Source organism: Paenibacillus farraposensis, assembly GCF_020736845.1.
GTDB lineage: Bacteria > Bacillota > Bacilli > Paenibacillales > Paenibacillaceae > Paenibacillus > Paenibacillus farraposensis.
In genome coordinates this window covers 155,224-172,504 of sequence record NZ_JAFFQR010000043.1, presented here as the reverse complement: position 1 = coordinate 172,504, position 17,281 = coordinate 155,224, and the positions used below count along the sequence as shown (strand labels likewise).

The 17,281-nt window shown below is 44.0% G+C and carries 9 protein-coding genes; all 9 read right to left on the bottom strand.

Annotated elements, in window-relative coordinates; translation table 11 throughout:
* Window positions 1-468: 468 nt before the first annotated feature.
* The 9 genes from JO375_RS08205 to fabZ all read right to left on the bottom strand — a co-directional run bounded on the left by JO375_RS08205 (window position 469) and on the right by fabZ (window position 17,140).
* Window positions 469-1,815, bottom strand: coding sequence for an efflux RND transporter periplasmic adaptor subunit (locus tag JO375_RS08205; RefSeq protein ID WP_229523996.1), 1,347 nt, complete (start codon window positions 1,813-1,815; stop codon window positions 469-471).
* A gap of 20 nt (window positions 1,816-1,835) precedes the next feature.
* Window positions 1,836-4,979, bottom strand: a complete 3,144-nt coding sequence (locus JO375_RS08200; protein ID WP_229523995.1) for an efflux RND transporter permease subunit — start codon at window positions 4,977-4,979, stop codon at window positions 1,836-1,838.
* 351 nt (window positions 4,980-5,330) lie between these two features.
* The gene (locus JO375_RS08195) at window positions 5,331-9,347 is read right to left on the bottom strand and encodes an S-layer homology domain-containing protein (RefSeq protein ID WP_229523994.1); all 4,017 of its coding nucleotides are present in this window, start codon (window positions 9,345-9,347) and stop codon (window positions 5,331-5,333) included.
* 189 nt (window positions 9,348-9,536) lie between these two features.
* Window positions 9,537-10,667 (bottom strand): glycosyltransferase family 4 protein, encoded by a 1,131-nt coding sequence (locus JO375_RS08190; protein WP_229523993.1) that lies wholly within the window; start codon window positions 10,665-10,667, stop codon window positions 9,537-9,539.
* A gap of 137 nt (window positions 10,668-10,804) precedes the next feature.
* A complete protein-coding gene (locus tag JO375_RS08185; RefSeq protein ID WP_229523992.1) occupies window positions 10,805-11,566 on the bottom strand; it encodes a WecB/TagA/CpsF family glycosyltransferase in 762 nt (253 codons plus the stop codon).
* 8 nt (window positions 11,567-11,574) lie between these two features.
* Window positions 11,575-12,714, bottom strand: coding sequence for a polysaccharide pyruvyl transferase CsaB (csaB, locus tag JO375_RS08180; protein WP_229524076.1), 1,140 nt, complete (start codon window positions 12,712-12,714; stop codon window positions 11,575-11,577).
* Window positions 12,690-14,699 (bottom strand): DUF5693 family protein, encoded by a 2,010-nt coding sequence (locus JO375_RS08175; protein WP_229523991.1) that lies wholly within the window; start codon window positions 14,697-14,699, stop codon window positions 12,690-12,692. Before JO375_RS08175 ends, csaB begins: the two co-directional genes overlap by 25 nt.
* A 176-nt stretch (window positions 14,700-14,875) precedes the next feature.
* Window positions 14,876-16,594, bottom strand: a complete 1,719-nt coding sequence (locus tag JO375_RS08170; RefSeq protein ID WP_229523990.1) for a phospho-sugar mutase — start codon at window positions 16,592-16,594, stop codon at window positions 14,876-14,878.
* Between the two features lie 99 nt (window positions 16,595-16,693).
* Window positions 16,694-17,140 carry a 3-hydroxyacyl-ACP dehydratase FabZ gene (fabZ, locus tag JO375_RS08165; protein ID WP_229523989.1) on the bottom strand — a complete coding sequence of 149 codons (447 nt, stop codon included), beginning with the start codon at window positions 17,138-17,140 and terminating at the stop codon, window positions 16,694-16,696.
* Window positions 17,141-17,281: the final 141 nt, after the last annotated feature.

The window sequence follows — 17,281 nt, the reverse complement described above, 5'->3', positions numbered from 1 at the left end:
TCACAGAAGCTTGGAATCTAGTTGAAAGAAAGCGTCCATTTATGACGTACTCCAGTATTATACAATGTGATAACAATACCGTAAAGATATTTTTTAGCGAATTTTGTCTTTACGATTTGTACCCCTTTGTTTCATACTCACCCAATTAGACGTAGCATGGGTCAGAAAAGTTGCGTCCGTTTCAAAAAAAAAATTTATTTTTTTTGATTATGTATTCCGCCTTCGACAGTCATAATTATACTAATAAACCTGTTTCTCCGTCACCCTACAACTTTTACCTTCTCCACTTTGAATGTACAAGGATTATCCACATGCTTTAAAGCTCTTCTAATGGAGTATATTCATCGAGAAGTTCCCATAGAATATGCAAAGTATATAAAGGCCAAAGATACCCTTGACTCTTACACACTTTAAGTAGTAGGAAATGACGGAGTAACGGAATTTTTCGGATACATAACAAAAAACAAATTACTTCACTATATTAACCTTCGCACCATCTGTAAGCAGACTTATTCCTTTGACAGCAATAGTCTGCCCTTCGGTAAGACCTTTGGTAACTTCAACTTGTTTGGCACTCTCCTGGCCTGTCTGTACCTCTACCCGCTTGGCCGTGGATCCCTCAATCACATATGCATACTTTTTCCCCGCCTGCTCTGTAATTGCATCCTGCGTTACGAGAATATTGTGTGCAGCTTCTGTTTTCATATAGACATTCACAACCATACCGGATTTGAACTCTCCAGATGGATTGGGGACAGATACTTCGACAGGATATGCCTTAAGATCATTATCCATAACTGGATTGACCGCTGTCACTTTAGCCTCAATTCGCTTGCCTAACGAGTCAACCCCTACAGTTACCATGGATCCTACATTTAGCTTAATCAAATCCTCCTCAGAAACATTGATCTTGGCAAGAATCGGATTGGTATTTGCGATGGTAACAACAGCTGACTGAGGGCTGACCATTTGCCCTGTTGTACCTGCCACTACAGAAATAGTGCCTGACATAGGGGCTCTGACTACAGCGTTGACAAGCTGACTACGCGCCGTATCCAAAGCAGCCTTGGACTGATTCACCGAAGCACGCGCCACATCAATACCTGTTTTCTGCTGTGCAAGACGTAATGATTTTTGAGCATTGCTGTATGTTGTTTGAGCGCTCTCCTTGGAAGTTTGGGCATTATGAAGTGCAATTTGAGCATTTTCCAGCGCAGTTTGAGCTTTTCTATACGCTATTTGAGACTGTTCTAATTCAGATTGTGAAACAGCACCAGCACTAAAGAGTTGCTGATTCCGAGTTAGCGTGCTTTGAGCATCGCGTACAGAATTTTGAGCATCTACCAGCCCATTCTGAGCTTGTGTAATAGAGTTATCCTGCTGAACAAGTGCACTTTTAGCTTGGTCTACACTGGTCTCAGCCTGCTGCACCGATTGTGCTGCTCCAGACTCCGCCTGTTTTAAATTAGCCAGTGCTACCTGATAAGATTCTTGATTTTGTGTAATTGTATCCTGAAGGTCTTTTTGATCAATCGTAAACAAAATATCCCCTTTGTTTACCTTTTGCCCCACTGTCAAATTAATCTTCTCTATTTTCCCGCTTATTTTCGGAGAAACCTGAGTCGTATCTTTGGGCGCAAAGCTGCCTACAATTCCTGTTGAATCGGCTATACTGCCCTTAGCTACTTTCACTACCTGAATTGGAATTGCTTTTTCGACAGCAGGGGAAGCAGTGGGGGCCTTCCCCCCACCGCAGCCTGCCAACGCGACTGAAAGAAGCAATGTCGTGGCTATTAGAGCACTTTTTTTATTCATTATTTCTCTTCACCCCATTATTAAATGTGAACATTCTTTTGTTGCAGCTTTGTTTGTTTTTTAAGCTCTCTCTTCGCTTGTCTTTTCAACTTCCGTTCTTTACGCTTTTCTATTCTGTTATCCATGATAACGTAGACAACCGGAATAAGAATCAGTGTAATCAGAGCTGCAAAGGATAACCCGAACACGACAACAACAGCCATTGGCGCTTGTGTATCGGAACCCTCTCCTGTAGCGAATGCCATTGGAATCAAAGCAAGCACAGTAGCAAGCGTAGTCATCAAAATTGGGCGCAACCGTTCAGATGCACCATGAATAATGGCCTCATCCCGATCTTGACCTTCTTTTCGGAGCTGAATAATTAAATCAATCATGACGATGGCATTATTTACGACCAGGCCAACGAGCATAATATAACCAGTCAGAGCTGATACACTTAGGCTAGCTCCTGTTACAGCCAAACCAATAAGCACACCTATTAATGTAGGCGGAACCGAGAACATAATAACAAAAGGTGTAAGCAACGATTCAAATTGCCCTGCCATAACCATATAAATCAGCACTACAGATAGTAGGATAGCTATGGCCAGATTGGTAAAGGACTCCATCATTTGCTCATTTTGTCCGCCCCCGGTATCTACACTGTAGCCTTCAGGGAAATGAGTGTTTTTCAAAAGAGCGTCTATTTTTTGGTTAACTGTAAGGATGTCGCCTGTTCCGTCTATATCAGCAGTAATCTGCACTTGACGAGACTGATCTTGACGACTAACGGTGTCAGGAACGGCACGCTTATCTATGCTTGCCACCGACGACAAAGGTACGTCAATACCTTGTGCGGTTGTAATACGCAAAGATTGCAGGTAGGACAAGTCATGACGGTCCTGCTCCGGCAAGGATATTCTAACATCTATCTGATCTTCACCTGTGCGATAAGTTGTAGCGACAGACCCATTAAAGGAAGTGTTCACATTCGACAAAATTTGAGTTGCCGACAAACCATATCGGCTGGCAAGTTCCCGGTTAACGTTGATCTCGTATTCTTCACGCACTGCACTCAAGCTGCTTTTTACATTGACTACCCCTGGTATGCCTTTCACTTCGGTCACAATATTGTCTGAGAGTTCTCTTAGTACGTCAATATCGTCACCTTTCAGGTTAATCTGAACAGCAGACCCGCTTGAAAGGCCAGTTGCAGATTGAATTCTAATTTCAGCATCAGGAATGTTATCGAACTTCTTCCGCAGTTCAGCCACTACATCATCTGTTGGCTGAGTATGTCCATCCTTCAATGTGACGGATAGCTCCGCCGAGTTAGTTGGAGTCGCACCTGAGTAACCCGAATTGCCCCCGGCGCCAACAGTCACCGTCATTTTATCGAGTTCTGGGATTTTCATAATTTCTTTTTCTATCCCTTGAACAACCTTATTCGTTTCTTCCAAAGCTGTACCGTTAGGCATTTTCACCGAAAGTGAAAACTCACCTGTATCCGTTTCCGGAAAAAATTCGGCCTTAACCATAGGGATCAAGAAACCTGCTGCAATAAACATTAATAAAGTAATGACCAGCACAGATTTCCGATGGTTAATGCCCCATTTGAGCAAATGACGGTATCCGCCTCTAAGTTTCTCAAAACCAATGTTAAACCAGATAATCGGGTTAATTCCTTTATAAGTGCCCGAAAAATATATTGACTCATCTGGTACAGTAGGCAACCAGCGAGAACTCAGCATAGGTACAATCAAAAGCGATACTACCAAAGCGGCAATATGAGAGAAAATTACAGTTAAAGCCAGCGGCTTAAAGAGGACACCAGCAATTCCATCTACAAATACAACTGGCAAAAACACTACGATCTGAGCAAGAGCAGATGCCATTACCGCATTGCCCACTTGTTTGGAGCCATCAATAGCACCCTGTAGCATACTCTTGCCTTCATGTCGTTGCCTAAAAATATTCTCGAGAATAACGACGGCAAAATCGACAAAGGAACCTAGCCCCAGCAGCAAACCACTTAATGAGATGACGTTGATGGTTTGTCCGCTGAAATACATCATCATAAACGTCGCTACAAAAGAGATTGGAATCACGATAGAGGCAATAATGGTAGAACGCGCACTATTCAGGAATAGTAACAACACGATTGCAGCTATAACAAGTCCTAAGATAGCGTGTTCTACTAATGAATTTACTGATTCTCTAATAGGCTTGGAAGTATCCGAGACTAATACCAGTTGAGTTCCAGAAGGCAGTTCCTTCTGAATTGAAGCCAAACTGTCCTTCACGGAATTGGCGATTTCTAAGGTGTTTCCCCCTGTAGCTTTATTAACAGAGATATTAATACTAGGCTTTCCATTAAATGTAGAAATGGTCGTGGCTTCCTCCGAGGAGTCTTCAATTGTAGCAATATCTTTTAACTTCAGATTTCCCTTCCCTACAGGGATTGGTGTTTCACCCATTTCTGAAACAGCTTTATATTCTCCCTGAACCCGAAGTTGGATTTCTGTATTACCACGATATACAGAACCAGCAGAGCCAGCTACATTATTAGCTGCTAGCGCTTGGCTGATTTGGTCCAGCGTGATGCCATAGCTTTGGAGTTTAGCTTGATCTACCGTAATTTTTACGAGCCGGTCTTGCCCACCTGACATGTTGGCCGAGGCTACTCCAGAAATTCTTTCAAGACGTGGCTGAATAATATCTTTAGCAATAGACTTCAGCTCGTTAATATCCTGATCCCCTGTAAAAGCGAGAGTAACAACTGGCGTTGCGTTAAGATCGACTTTAAGTACGCGCGGTGCATTTGCTGCCTTTGGAAGAGACCCTCGAACCCCATCAACTTTATCCCGCATGTCCAGGGTTGCTTGGTTCATATCTACTCCCCAGTTAAATTGAATCATGACCATAGATGATCCTTCTGAGGATTCGGACATAATCTTGTCCACGTTCTCAATCGAAGCCAGACTCTTTTCAAGAGGTTTGGTCACCAATTCCTCAACCTCAGTAGGCGTTGCATTTGGAATACTGGTCACCACTGCAGCGTATGGCAGCTTCATATCCGGCATAAATTCGACAGGAAGCCTTAACGCAAAAATACCGCCCCCAATTAGCAAAGCAACAATTAACATAAATACTGTTACAGGACGGCGTATCGAAAACTGAGACATCTCATCACTCCCCACTCATTTCTCTATGTAATATTTAAGCACACTAATCCTCTACTACGAAGAAATAGACGTAAAGTTTCAGATAAATGTGTAAAAAAATATATAAGCAGATAATAAACGCATTTTGAGATAAATAGTTAAAAAAAAGATGTTAAATTAAATGCATTTGTAGTAATTCATAACGAAAATTACAGTAAACATTACCATTGGTTATCTGCTCATTGCTATTATGGCATAGGCCCTTAATCCCAGTCAAATAGCTGATTTATAAAAACATCCCTCGCATGTATATGAAAGGGAATTCCCATTTTCGCATGGAGGGATGTTTAATAAATTCAGCTTTTTTAAGGATTAGATTTTAGGAAGCAGCTTTTTATCCGCCATAACTTTACCAATAATAATGGCTGCATCGCCACGCAAGGTCAGTGATGTAGGGTTAAACATATTCCCTTTCTTCGGATCACTTGCATCAACAGGCGAACCTGTGATGAAGCCCTTGTTGGCAATAGCCAGCACAGATGCTTGTGCGTAATAATCAATCTTGTCTGCATCTTTGAAGGTTTTGGACAGACTCTTCATGATCTTGTCATGGTCTGTTTCCAGCTTCAAATCCAATGCCTTGGCGATAATGACCGCTGCATCTTGACGGGTGATTACATCTTCCGGCATAAAGATTCTCGGTTGCGAGCCTTTTATAATGCCGGCCCGTGCAGCCGTTTCAATATAACGATAATCATAAAGAGCATCTGCTGATATCGTATTTGGAATGGTCACGTCGTCAAAATGCTTGGCTCCGCTGAAATTAAGAGGAATTTGCAGGCCTTTAACAATCATGGCCGTGAATTCGCCTCTCTTGATATAGCTGTCAGGTCCAAAGCTATTAATCGGATCCATCGGATTCATGACACCTTTAGCCAGAATAGCCTCAATGTAGTCTCTGGCGTACTTGTGCTTAATGACATCACTATACGTTTCTCCAACCTTAGCGACGACATAATAACCGAAACGGTCAAACGGTACTTTAATGGTATGTTTCTTCGGATCTACCACACCACCGATGTTCTGCCAATCTTTAATATCAGAATCAAAGTAGAACACCGTCATTTGTTTCCCTGCATCCTGAGCGATACTATTATCATACGTCAGCGTTAATGTACCGCGCTTGGAAGGCACCAATTCGTTAGCTGGATCACGCCAGTAGAAATTTTTGATCTTACTGTCGTCATTTTGCGACTTATTAGCCAATTGGTAAGGATCCGCACCATAAGTTACCGGATCATACTTATCTGTTTTAATATCATCTGCTACACCTGGGTCAATCCAGAATACCGGACTCGACATGTTAAAGCGAGTTGGGAATTCTCTGTTAAAGTATTTACTTCCATCAGCAATCAGGCTCTTCATATCCGACAATGCTTTTTCAGTTTCAAATTCATGACGGTCCACTACACCATCTTCGCTATTTGCTATTGCAAAATACAAGGTATGGCCAGAGAACACCTGATTTTTGAACTGTTGAGGCTGATCGTAATCCCGGCGGATCAGACTGGTTCCTTTTGCAAAGGAAAGTGTCAGATTGCCATCAAACACTTTGTGTGATGTTTTCATGGCTTCCATGTACTGCTCGCCAGGGATATTCGTAGGCACATATTTAACAGTGATAGTCTGCTTCGTTTTTTCCTTACCTTTTGTGACCACCACGTCAATCTTAGTATCTTTATTGGCTTTTAGACCCGTAAAGATGGCTTTATAAGCTGAAGGGTAATCAACAGTGCCGTCATAATCAGAGTCAAATCCCTCTTGAACTGCTGTTTCCTTACCCACTGTAACACTATCCGCATTAGGTGCATTCACAATAACTTGTACAAAGTTTTGATTCACGATTCTCTTTTCAGGGAGCGGACGTAAAATATCAAAAGCTGTGGATTGACCGGATACTTGCAGTCGGAAAGTAGCAAATGGTCCGTTCTTGCCACTGTTGTACAAGGTAATATTATAAGCTACCGGTGTTCCATCTTGCGGAACGGTTTGGTTTTTCAACACAAAGCTGAAATACTTTTTATCCGGATGATAGTACACAAGCAGGTCCTTTAAATCTTTGCTTGTAAATTTATCAGTAGTAGCGCCGGAGTTGTACGCTGTCTTGGCATCTTCTGATGAGAAAAACTCATTATTCAGCGTCCAGTTCATCTCAGTGCCGTCCGAGCCCTTAATCTCCAGAATATATTGATCTTTATTCGCAATGTCACTTAATGAACCATTTACCTGATCTGCTTTACCCAAATCAGCTATACTGAAAGTACCAAATACATTGATGTTTTTCAGAGATGTTTTGTAGTTCGTGTCATCTACCTTAGTGAAATTAGCATCTTTTGCTTTCGGTGCAATCTCGCTATATTTTGGCGTACTGCTCAAGCCGGTAACTGGTGTAAAAGGGATAATTCCTTGTGTATTAGGCACCGGAATGACCGGGATATTCGTCTGTGTAAAGTTTACTTTTACTGTATTGGTGTACTCAATACCTGGCTTATACACAAACTTGATTTCATTATTCCCGTTCGCCAGCGCATTGGCTGCAGCTGCTTCCGAGGAAGACGCCAGCTTAAAGTTCACACCTGAGCCATCCAGATCAACCAGCACATTGTTGACATATAAGAATACATTGCGGTTAGCGCCAGTGTAATGAATATCTGCTGTGTTGCTTACATCAAGCAATTTACCTTTGAAGTAACCCAATTGAGTCAGTTTATAGGAATTCAGGTTTGCACTTGAAGTATTCAACGGAATTTGTTGCCCGTCATAGATAGTATCGTATTTCATAAAAGGACCCTGCAATAGGTTTACTGTTGCATTAACCAATTTGCCTGTGTCGCCATTCAGGTAGAAATTCAGTACGTTTTGCCCTTCTTTAGGCAGAGTATCTACATAAGCAACGATTTTTTTCACTTGTGTTGCCTTGCCATTGATTGTCCGGATCACATCTTGAGGCGAACCCACCGGATGAACGGATACACCGGAAAGTTCAGCAATCGAAGAAGGAGCGCCGTTAACAACGATAAACTCCATACCTATAGGCACTGAAGGAGCATCCGTAGTCTTGTTCTTCATAGAGCTTCCGGTCAATTTCATAGCTTCATCCAGGGCAGCTGCTTGATCAGACCCGCTACCCTTAATTCTGTTTAACAATTGATTATTAAAACCAGACAGATAATTCACATCATCAATGTAAGGCTGAGTACTGCTGCGCAATGTAAATTGGACAGCCGATGCACTTGAATTTGTGCCATCCGCAAAACCAACACTCAGGGCTGTTCGAATTAAGTGGTCCGTGACGATACCATCAGGTACGGTCACCTGGAATGGATAAACTTTATAGCCATTAGATGTAACAACGTTTGCAGTATCAATCGTTGCATCAATTCCATTGGTATCACCAATTGCACTGCCATTATTGCTTACATCCGTAAATCTGGCATTAATTTTACTGACTGTTGGATAAGAAGCACCGGATGGAGCGAGCACTTTACCCTTTAATACAATTCCACTCGTAGATGAAACGGTGAAGTCAGGCGAAGTGGCCAAATCGGCAGAAACATTTCCATCCTTGTTCAGACTCAAATCGGAAAATTCAGGTTTGCCCGTATAAATCGTAATTTCGCGCGTAACTGTAAGGGCCTGTGTTCCGTTGCCTACTTTAATAGTAACTATATTCTTACCTGGACTGAGTACGACACTACCTGTCAGTTTATAGCCGGTAAATGAAGTAATGTTATACGAATTACTGCTTTTTGTAGAAGTGAGCGTTACACTGTCAGCATTAGGCGCCGTACCTTGAATGACTACTTTAACGTCATCCGATCCGCTATTACGCGCGTCAGTCAGTACAGCTGTTTGATTTTCTATCAACTGCTCGGTTACACCATTCAGCGTAGCAGTCAAATCATACAGCTTCGGTCCATCTTGATACTCAATATAAATAGAGTCCTTCATGTCCGCCGAGTTTTGGCTGCTTTGGAATGTAATTCGGTTCAAGCCGGGAAACAGCTTAATGTCTGTAACATTCAGCGTCGAGCCACTGACTGTAATTCCGCCTTTTTGACTCTCATTCTTATTAACTACGTTAAGGTCCGTTCCATTTTTGGAGAGTTGGAATACACTATAAGATATCGTGCTTCCGTTCACTCCATTTATCGTACCGTTCACTGTAACACGGTCCGTGTTTACTACTCTGGCCGAATCAGCATCATATTTCTCATTCGGAAAAATAAAATAAGTTCCCGTTGCAGCATGAGCCGTACCTACCAGGGCCGCCGGCACCAAGCCAATGATGAGACCAACCGTCAGCAACATGGATAGCAATCGTTTCAAATCATTGTCCTCCTTTGATTCTGTCGCACCTTGGGGTACGTAATTGTTCAATACTTTTTTTATCGGTAGTGAACATACAAAAAATTAGTAAATCCTCAAAAAAGGAGGTAGTTTTTTATAGCAATCAACAAAAAAGCCCTCAAACCTGCGGTAAATCGCAAGCTTGAAGGCTCATTTTAAAATAAATTTTTATAATTTCGATCGTGTCTGAGAATCCGGCTTAGCTAATAACCGAATCAATGTATTAATAACCGGGCGCTTGGTTTTGCCTACCAAACCAATGATCTCTGCACCAATCTGTAGGAAAAACATCATAATACAAATCACAACAAAGGTAACCCAGTTCGCTTCATTTAGCGCAGCAGACGATTGAATCACGGCTAATATACCGAAAAATGCAGCAATACCATAGATAATCAATACGGTCTGCCTGTGGCTGAAACCTAGTTCGCGCAAACAATGATGCAGATGGCCTTTATCCGGTGAGAAAATCGGTTTTTTCTGTAGCTTGCGACGAATAATAGCAAAGAATGTATCTGATAAAGGTACACCGATAATGATCAAAGGCGTAATAAACGATACGATAGCAATCTGTTTGAAACCAAGCATGGATAACATAGCCAGACAGAAACCTAAAAACAATGACCCTGTATCACCCATGAATATTTTTGCAGGATGAAAGTTAAAAAATAAAAATCCGATAATACTGCCCAGCAGCACCAGGCACAGCATAGCTACCATGTAGTTGCCCATTAAAAGGGACATCACAGAAATGGTTCCAATCGCAATTCCTGAAACTCCCGCAGCCAGTCCATCCAGACCGTCAATTAAATTGATGGCATTCGTTACACCTACAATCCAGAAAATCGTAAGCGGAATGGAGATCCAGCCTTCCAAAGACGAGTATGCATCCTGAAAAGGTACATTCACAAAATCCACACGAATATCAAAAGCAAATACAACCATACAAGCAACGGCAATTTGAGCCAAAAATTTCAACTTTGCATTGAGATCAAAACGATCATCGAGAGCACCAATCAATGTAATCAGCGTTCCGCCAATCAAAAAGGCAGCGATAAAGTTAATATCCCGCGAGGACAGCATTCCGTCAGGTACAAACGGCAAAATCGCCAATAAAGACAATAGAAACGCCAAGAAAATCCCTAGTCCGCCAAGTCGAGGCATGATTCGGGTATGTACCTTTCGGGCATTCGGTACATCGACGGCTCCAACTTTCACAGCAAATTTCTTGACGAGCGGTGTTAACAATAGCGCAAGTCCTAATGCTATGATGAAACCAGTAATATAGATCAATAGCATTTGATCATTCGACCCCCAATTTTAAAGCAATCCCTTTTCAGATGTAACCGCATTGAATTATACTCTGATCAAAAATAAATACCAAGCTTCATATTCTGGCAAATTTGCTGGTTTTGAAGGCAGATTCAAGCTATTTATCACGCTTTTGTGACGTTTTCTTTTTCACGCATCACTTTCACGGCGAATTTCGGCAGTGCAAGCATTCTTTTGTACCGGCTCGGCTCTTTAATTAGCCTATACAGCCACTCAATTCTCAGCTTTTGGAACAATTCAGGAGCACGCTTGGTTCTGCCGGATATTACGTCAAAGCTGCCGCCAACCCCCATCATCACTGGTACGCCCAATTGCTCCTTATATTTACCAATCCATGGTTCCTGCGTGTCTGCTCCTCGTGCTACAAACAACAAATCAGGATTTGCTTCACGAATGGCTGCAATGACTCCCTCGTCCTCTTCCGGGCCAAAGAACCCATTGCGTTGGCCACAAACCGTAATTCCCGGATAAAGCTCTTGTACCCGTTGTGCAGTCGCTTGAATCACCTCGGATGTTGACCCGAGCAAATAAACTTTCCAATGATAGTTTTCTCCGGCTCTAAGCAATTCATGTAACAAGTCAAAACCAGCCACACGCTCAGGTACTGGATGTCCTACATAGTTTGCGGCCCAGACCACACCAGTTCCGTCTGGAACAATTAACTCCGCCTGCTTCATTACCGACATGTACTTAGGATCTTCCAATGCGGCCATAACCATAATCGGATTGGCAGTGATCACTTGATGGGGCCTGCGAGACTCCACTGCCTGGATTAGCACATTTAACGTTTCTTTCATATTAAGCCTTGATACCCGAACACCGAAAATCGGAACGGTAGGCACATTCGTAACCTTATCAGCTATCACTGTATCCATCATCCTTTGCGACACAAGTAGTTAATGATATGCTGTGCCGGCAAACGGGCCTCGCTCTTCAACAAAGCAATTGCCGCGCCCTGGCTCTCAATCCATTGATCCCGGTCATTCAGCAGTCGTATAGCCTCATCAGCCAACTTTCGTCCATTCAGGGCTTCTGCAGTGCCTACAGGCTGGCTACCAACACGGCTAAGGAAATGATCAATTTTGGGATCGTAGGATATTCCCAATGGAGGTACTTGATGGGACGCTGCATAGATCAGACTGTGCAGTCTCATCCCGATCATCAAGCTGCAACGGCTGACTTCCAAAAGCATCTGCTGAGGATCGGTAACCTGATTACACATACTGACACGGCTTCCTGTCCCCTTAATATCCCCTAACAAATCCATTACCATCTTTGAAGCCTGCTCATCGTCAGGTAAGTGGAAAGGCAAGAACCGCAGGTGTACACGACGCTCAGCAGCTAATTTTTTCAACCCGTCTGCGATAGACGTTAAATCGCGATGTTCCTTATCCCAGTAGCGTACGGACACACCGACAATCGGAAGTTCATCCTGATCAAGCTCAGCAAATGCTTTGTGCGCTTGCCCCGATTCGGAGGGTAATGGAAGTCCCATTACCGGATCCGGAACAACCTCGACAGATGGGTGCCTCAGCTTCATGTTATCCAATAGCGCGGCAGACTGCTTGTCTCTTACAGATACATATTCACAGCGTTGAAACACAGACCGGATCATGGGATAAAATATTTTTCGCTGCACTGGACCAATGCCCTGAGCATATACAAACGTCGGCTTTCCCGCCCATTGAGCCAGCTTTAGGATTGCGAGGTAATAAGGAATGCTTTTGGGACTTGTTGCGTCCTGAAGCAAGCTTCCGCCGCCACTGATTAATCCGTCACTGTTTTTAATCGCCTTTCTAACTTCTCCCAAACTCATGCGCGGGACGGCCGCTACTCCGTACATTTTCTCTGTCCATGCAGGGTCCGAAGACAGAACAACAGGCTTGACCGTAATCCCGGCCCGATGACTTTCCTCTTCTAATGCAGTCAAAATGGACTTGAGAACGGCCTCGTCTCCACTATTACGAAAGCCGTAATAACCCGAGATGATTATCGTTTGAGCTGTGGCGACCATTTCTTCCAACATCCTTCCAGCACTTGCCACACGACAATTGCGATAATTCCCAGAAGCAGACCCAGTCCTAATCCTAATAGCCCGCGACTAAGCGAAAGTGCTGCTGGAGAGTGAATGTGGGCAAAGGTATCCACCATCGAAGCTTGACCAATAGCAGCTATAATCAGTAAATAGATCGCGTTCCGGTACTTTAGAGCCAAGAATGTGCCTGCAATAAACAGTGGATGTGCCAGCAAAAATTCTTTATTACGCGGACGTACACCAAACGCATTTTCAAGGAAATTCCGGAAAGCCAGCTCCACACTCGACACGTTACCTGCGTTCCCTGTACGGCTCAAGTAATACATGCCGGCGACCCCGATAACAGCCAATACGATTATCCACAATACGGTAATCGGCGTACGTAGCAGCTTGGAAACTTCCTCACGTATAGAAACGCCACGATAAAAGAAAATATACACTGCAGCCAGAAAGATAGGCACTATGTGGAGCAAGCTTACGCCTCTAAACTGGTTTAGCACAAGGCTGTAAGCAATACTGTTCAACAGCGCAATGACAAAAGGTACCGCAGCCAGCGACAGAATCGCCGTCTGAACGTACAGAACGAGCGTTTGAGCCAAACGCTTGCCTGGAGAAAGCTCCTGTTCGCGTTTCATTCTAACCGTACGCACTGCAATGATCATGGCGATCGTAGGCCCGCTAATGGCTGCAAACAGCGCCAAAGTTTGCTCCATCAAGCTGGAGTTCAGAACATAAAGACCTGCGGAGCCGACCAAACCAAGGGCAAACGCCAGCAAGGTCAATGCCGGAACAAAATAAGATACCATAATGGAGATGAATGTAAGTGCACCCAGAACGACGACCATTTTGAGATAGCGCTGAATTGAAGAATCAACGACATGGAATGGCTCAGCCTGTCCGAGTTCAAATCCTTTTTTCTCCATCCGCTGAATAGCGTTCCCTGGCTCGTCCAAGGTGTGGATCAGATTTTCCACCGAATCCTTTACTTTAGCCTCAGCCACACTGCGCGTAGCGGAAGTATTGAGATACAGCATGCGAATATTGCGATCCTTGGTTGCCAATGCAAAACGATCAGCCAAGGTCTCAACATCAAGCGTTGAATCCTTGTCGCTCAAAGAATATAGGCGGACAACATTATAATGTATATCATAAGCAAGACTGTTGAAGCCGGCTTGTGGTTTTTTCAGGTTCTCAATAGTAGCCAGGCCAATATCATATTTATTTAGCAATTTAGCAAATGCTGCGAGGCTATGCTTTTTTTCGTTATCTGTAAAGCCTTTGACCGAATCCCCTTCAAACAAAATGCGTTTTACACCATTCTTTTGAAAGGAAGCCAGCATTTCTTCCGTCAACTCCTGGTTATAAGGAAGACTGTCACTCATCCGCGGAACAATAAAAAAACCTTTGTCCCGAAGCTGCTTCATGGCAATCGGGTCGGGCTGCATAGGCTTGAGATACGCATCCTCCGGGGATGTTTCCACAACCAACCCTTCCTGTCCCTGATAGCTCCACGGTCTTACATTGATGCCCAGGCTTGTAAACGTACGTACAATTAATGGCTTTAATGCCTCAGCATTTTCTTTGTCAGTGAAAACAACGTACGTAAAATTCTCATTGGCAGGTGAAAGCCGTTTTTCCAAATCAGCAACGTTCTGAGTCGTATAGGTTACGACGCGGCCCGTTTTACGGAAATCGTCCAACGTACTTTCGTACATTGCCATGCTGTTTACACCCGCCTGTTTTAAGCGGTCAAGCTGCTCGTTCAAATAGTCCTGCGGGTGAGCCTGATACGAAGCTGCCTCTGTCAAATCCCGATAATCGAAAACAATCTCCACTTTTTTACTTGATGATTCTGTCTTCACACGATCGGCGATGACTGGAATAGAGGCCAGCAAGCCAAGTGCGACCAAAATCCACAACCATTTGCGAGAAGCCGTGTTCCAATACTGCCATTTCTGATACACCAAAGAACCTCCTTAATATCCGTTGCCGAATAAACCTATTTTCCCAAAGCTTCTTCCAGATTATTCTGCAACGTAGAAATGACCCCCACGGCGTACTGCCCTTTGCCGTGAGAGGTCACCGATTACTTATTTCATATCCAATTGCCTTAACCTATTCTATTATAAATGGATTTTTCTCAAGCGTCTACGCGCGCCATAACAGCATCGGCCAGACGGCTGATTTTTTGCTCGGCATCGGTCAGCGAAGAACCGCGTACCGCGAAGTATACTTTAATTTTAGGCTCAGTCCCAGAAGGACGCAGACAGAACCAGGAGCCGTCTTCCAGTAAAAATTTGAGCACATTTTCTTGCGGAAGTCCGTCCAATCCCTGCGAATAGTCCAGTACCTTTTCTACCTTCACGCCTGCAATTTCTTTAGGTGCGTTGTTGCGCCAGTCCGTCATTTTCCCCTGAATCTGCACCACACCGTCCTTGCCCCTCAGTGTACGAGACTCCAGCTTCTCCAGGAAGAAACCAAATTGTTCATACAGCTCCTGTAAAACATCATATAGCGTTTTGCCTTGTGTACTGTAATAAGCAGCAGCTTCAGCGATCAGCATGGCTGCCAGAACGGCATCCTTGTCCCGAGCATAATTGCCTGCCAAATAGCCGTAGCTTTCTTCATAACCGAATAGATAGGTATAATCTCCGGCTTGGTCAAACTGGTTCATTTTTTCGCCAATATATTTGAAGCCGGTTAACGTATTGAACACAGTTGCACCAAAATGTTCGGCGATGACTGCACCCATTTCGCTGGTTACGATGGTTTTAACGACCGCCCCGTTATGCGGCAGCTTGCCTGTTTCCTTCAACTGGTTCAACAAGTAATAAACCATAATCGCACCAGACTGGTTCCCGGACAATACCACATATTCGCCGCCACGGTTTTTCACAACCGCTCCCATACGGTCAGCATCAGGGTCTGTTCCAATCAGCAAATCAGCACCAATTTTCTCACCCAGTTCAATCGCCAGCTTGAATGCATCCCGTTCTTCCGGATTCGGCGATTTGACAGTAGAGAATTCAGCGTTTGGCAGCTCTTGCTCAGGCACAATATGCACCTGCTCAAAGCCGATTTTCTCCAGCACACGACGAATTGGAATGTTTCCAGTACCATGGAGAGGTGTGAACACTACCTTGAAGTTTTTGCCTGGTCCAGCTGCAATCAGTTCACGGTTAACACTCACACTGGCTACCGTATCTACAAACGCTTCATCTTCCCTCTCTCCAAGCCAAACCAGCAGTCCTTGTGCCTCTGCTTCTTCACGGGTCAATCGGCGGATATCAGCAAAAGAAGACACCTCACGGATATAACCAATCACCTGCTCAGCCTGATCAGGAACAAGCTGGCCGCCTTCACTATTGTAAACTTTGTATCCATTATATTCAGGCGGGTTGTGACTCGCAGTTATGACAATTCCTCCACTGGCTTTCAAATGGCGCACGCTAAAGGAAAGCTGCGGCGTCGGGCGCAGGGATGGAAATAACTTAGCCACGATACCGTTACCTGCCAGCACCAAGGCTGCATCCAGAGCGAATTCTGGCGAGAAATGACGTGAATCATGTGCAATAACAACCGAAGGCTTGCCTTCTTTTCCAGCATGCTGCTCTAAAATGTAGCGAGCCAGCCCTTGAGTTGCACGTCCAATGACGTAACGGTTCATTCGGTTACTACCTGCCCCGATCACTCCACGCAGGCCGCCTGTACCGAATTCCAGCTCTTTGTAAAAGCGATCTTCCAGTTCATGATCATTGCCTTCCAATGCGCGCAATTCCTGTTTGGTTTCATCATCAATATAAGGGTCTTGCAGCCAGCTCTCAATGCCATCTAGTGCTATTTTACTCAACTGCGTCATGCGGAATTTCCCCTCTCCATTTTTGGTTTGTCAAAACAGGATCTCTATGTACACATGTACTCGGTTTAAACGTCGTGCTTATGTCAGCAGGACTTGCACTTACCGAAGCGGGTCTGACAAAGCAAACATGATCTCGCCCTCAGCAACAACCGTATCGCCCACTTTAGCCGTAGCTTTCCCTTTACCAAATGAGCCTTTGGAGCGAGTTATTTCCACTTCAAGCGTCAGCGTATCCCCAGGAACTACCTGTCCGCGGAAACGGAAGCCGTCCAGTCCTGCCAAAAAACCGATTTTACCTCGATTTTCCTCTAAATGCAGCAATGCGAAAGCTCCAACTTGAGCCAGCGCTTCAGTAATCAATACACCTGGCATAACCGGATATCCCGGAAAATGTCCGATGAAATGAGGCTCACTCATCGTTACATTCTTAATACCTACTGCTCTTTTCCCTTCCTCCAGCTCAATAATGCGGTCCACCAATAAAAATGGTGGCCGATGCGGAATGATCTCCTGAATTTGATTAACATCCAATTGCAACTTGTCCATTTGCTTTAATTACTCCTCCCGCTTGCAGATTCGGTTCTGAATTAGTCATGAATTGCTACAAGCATAATATTACCCATTGCTGCTGCATAAAAACAGTTCATTACGGCAACAATGTTAGATATCCTTCACCTACTGCAGAAG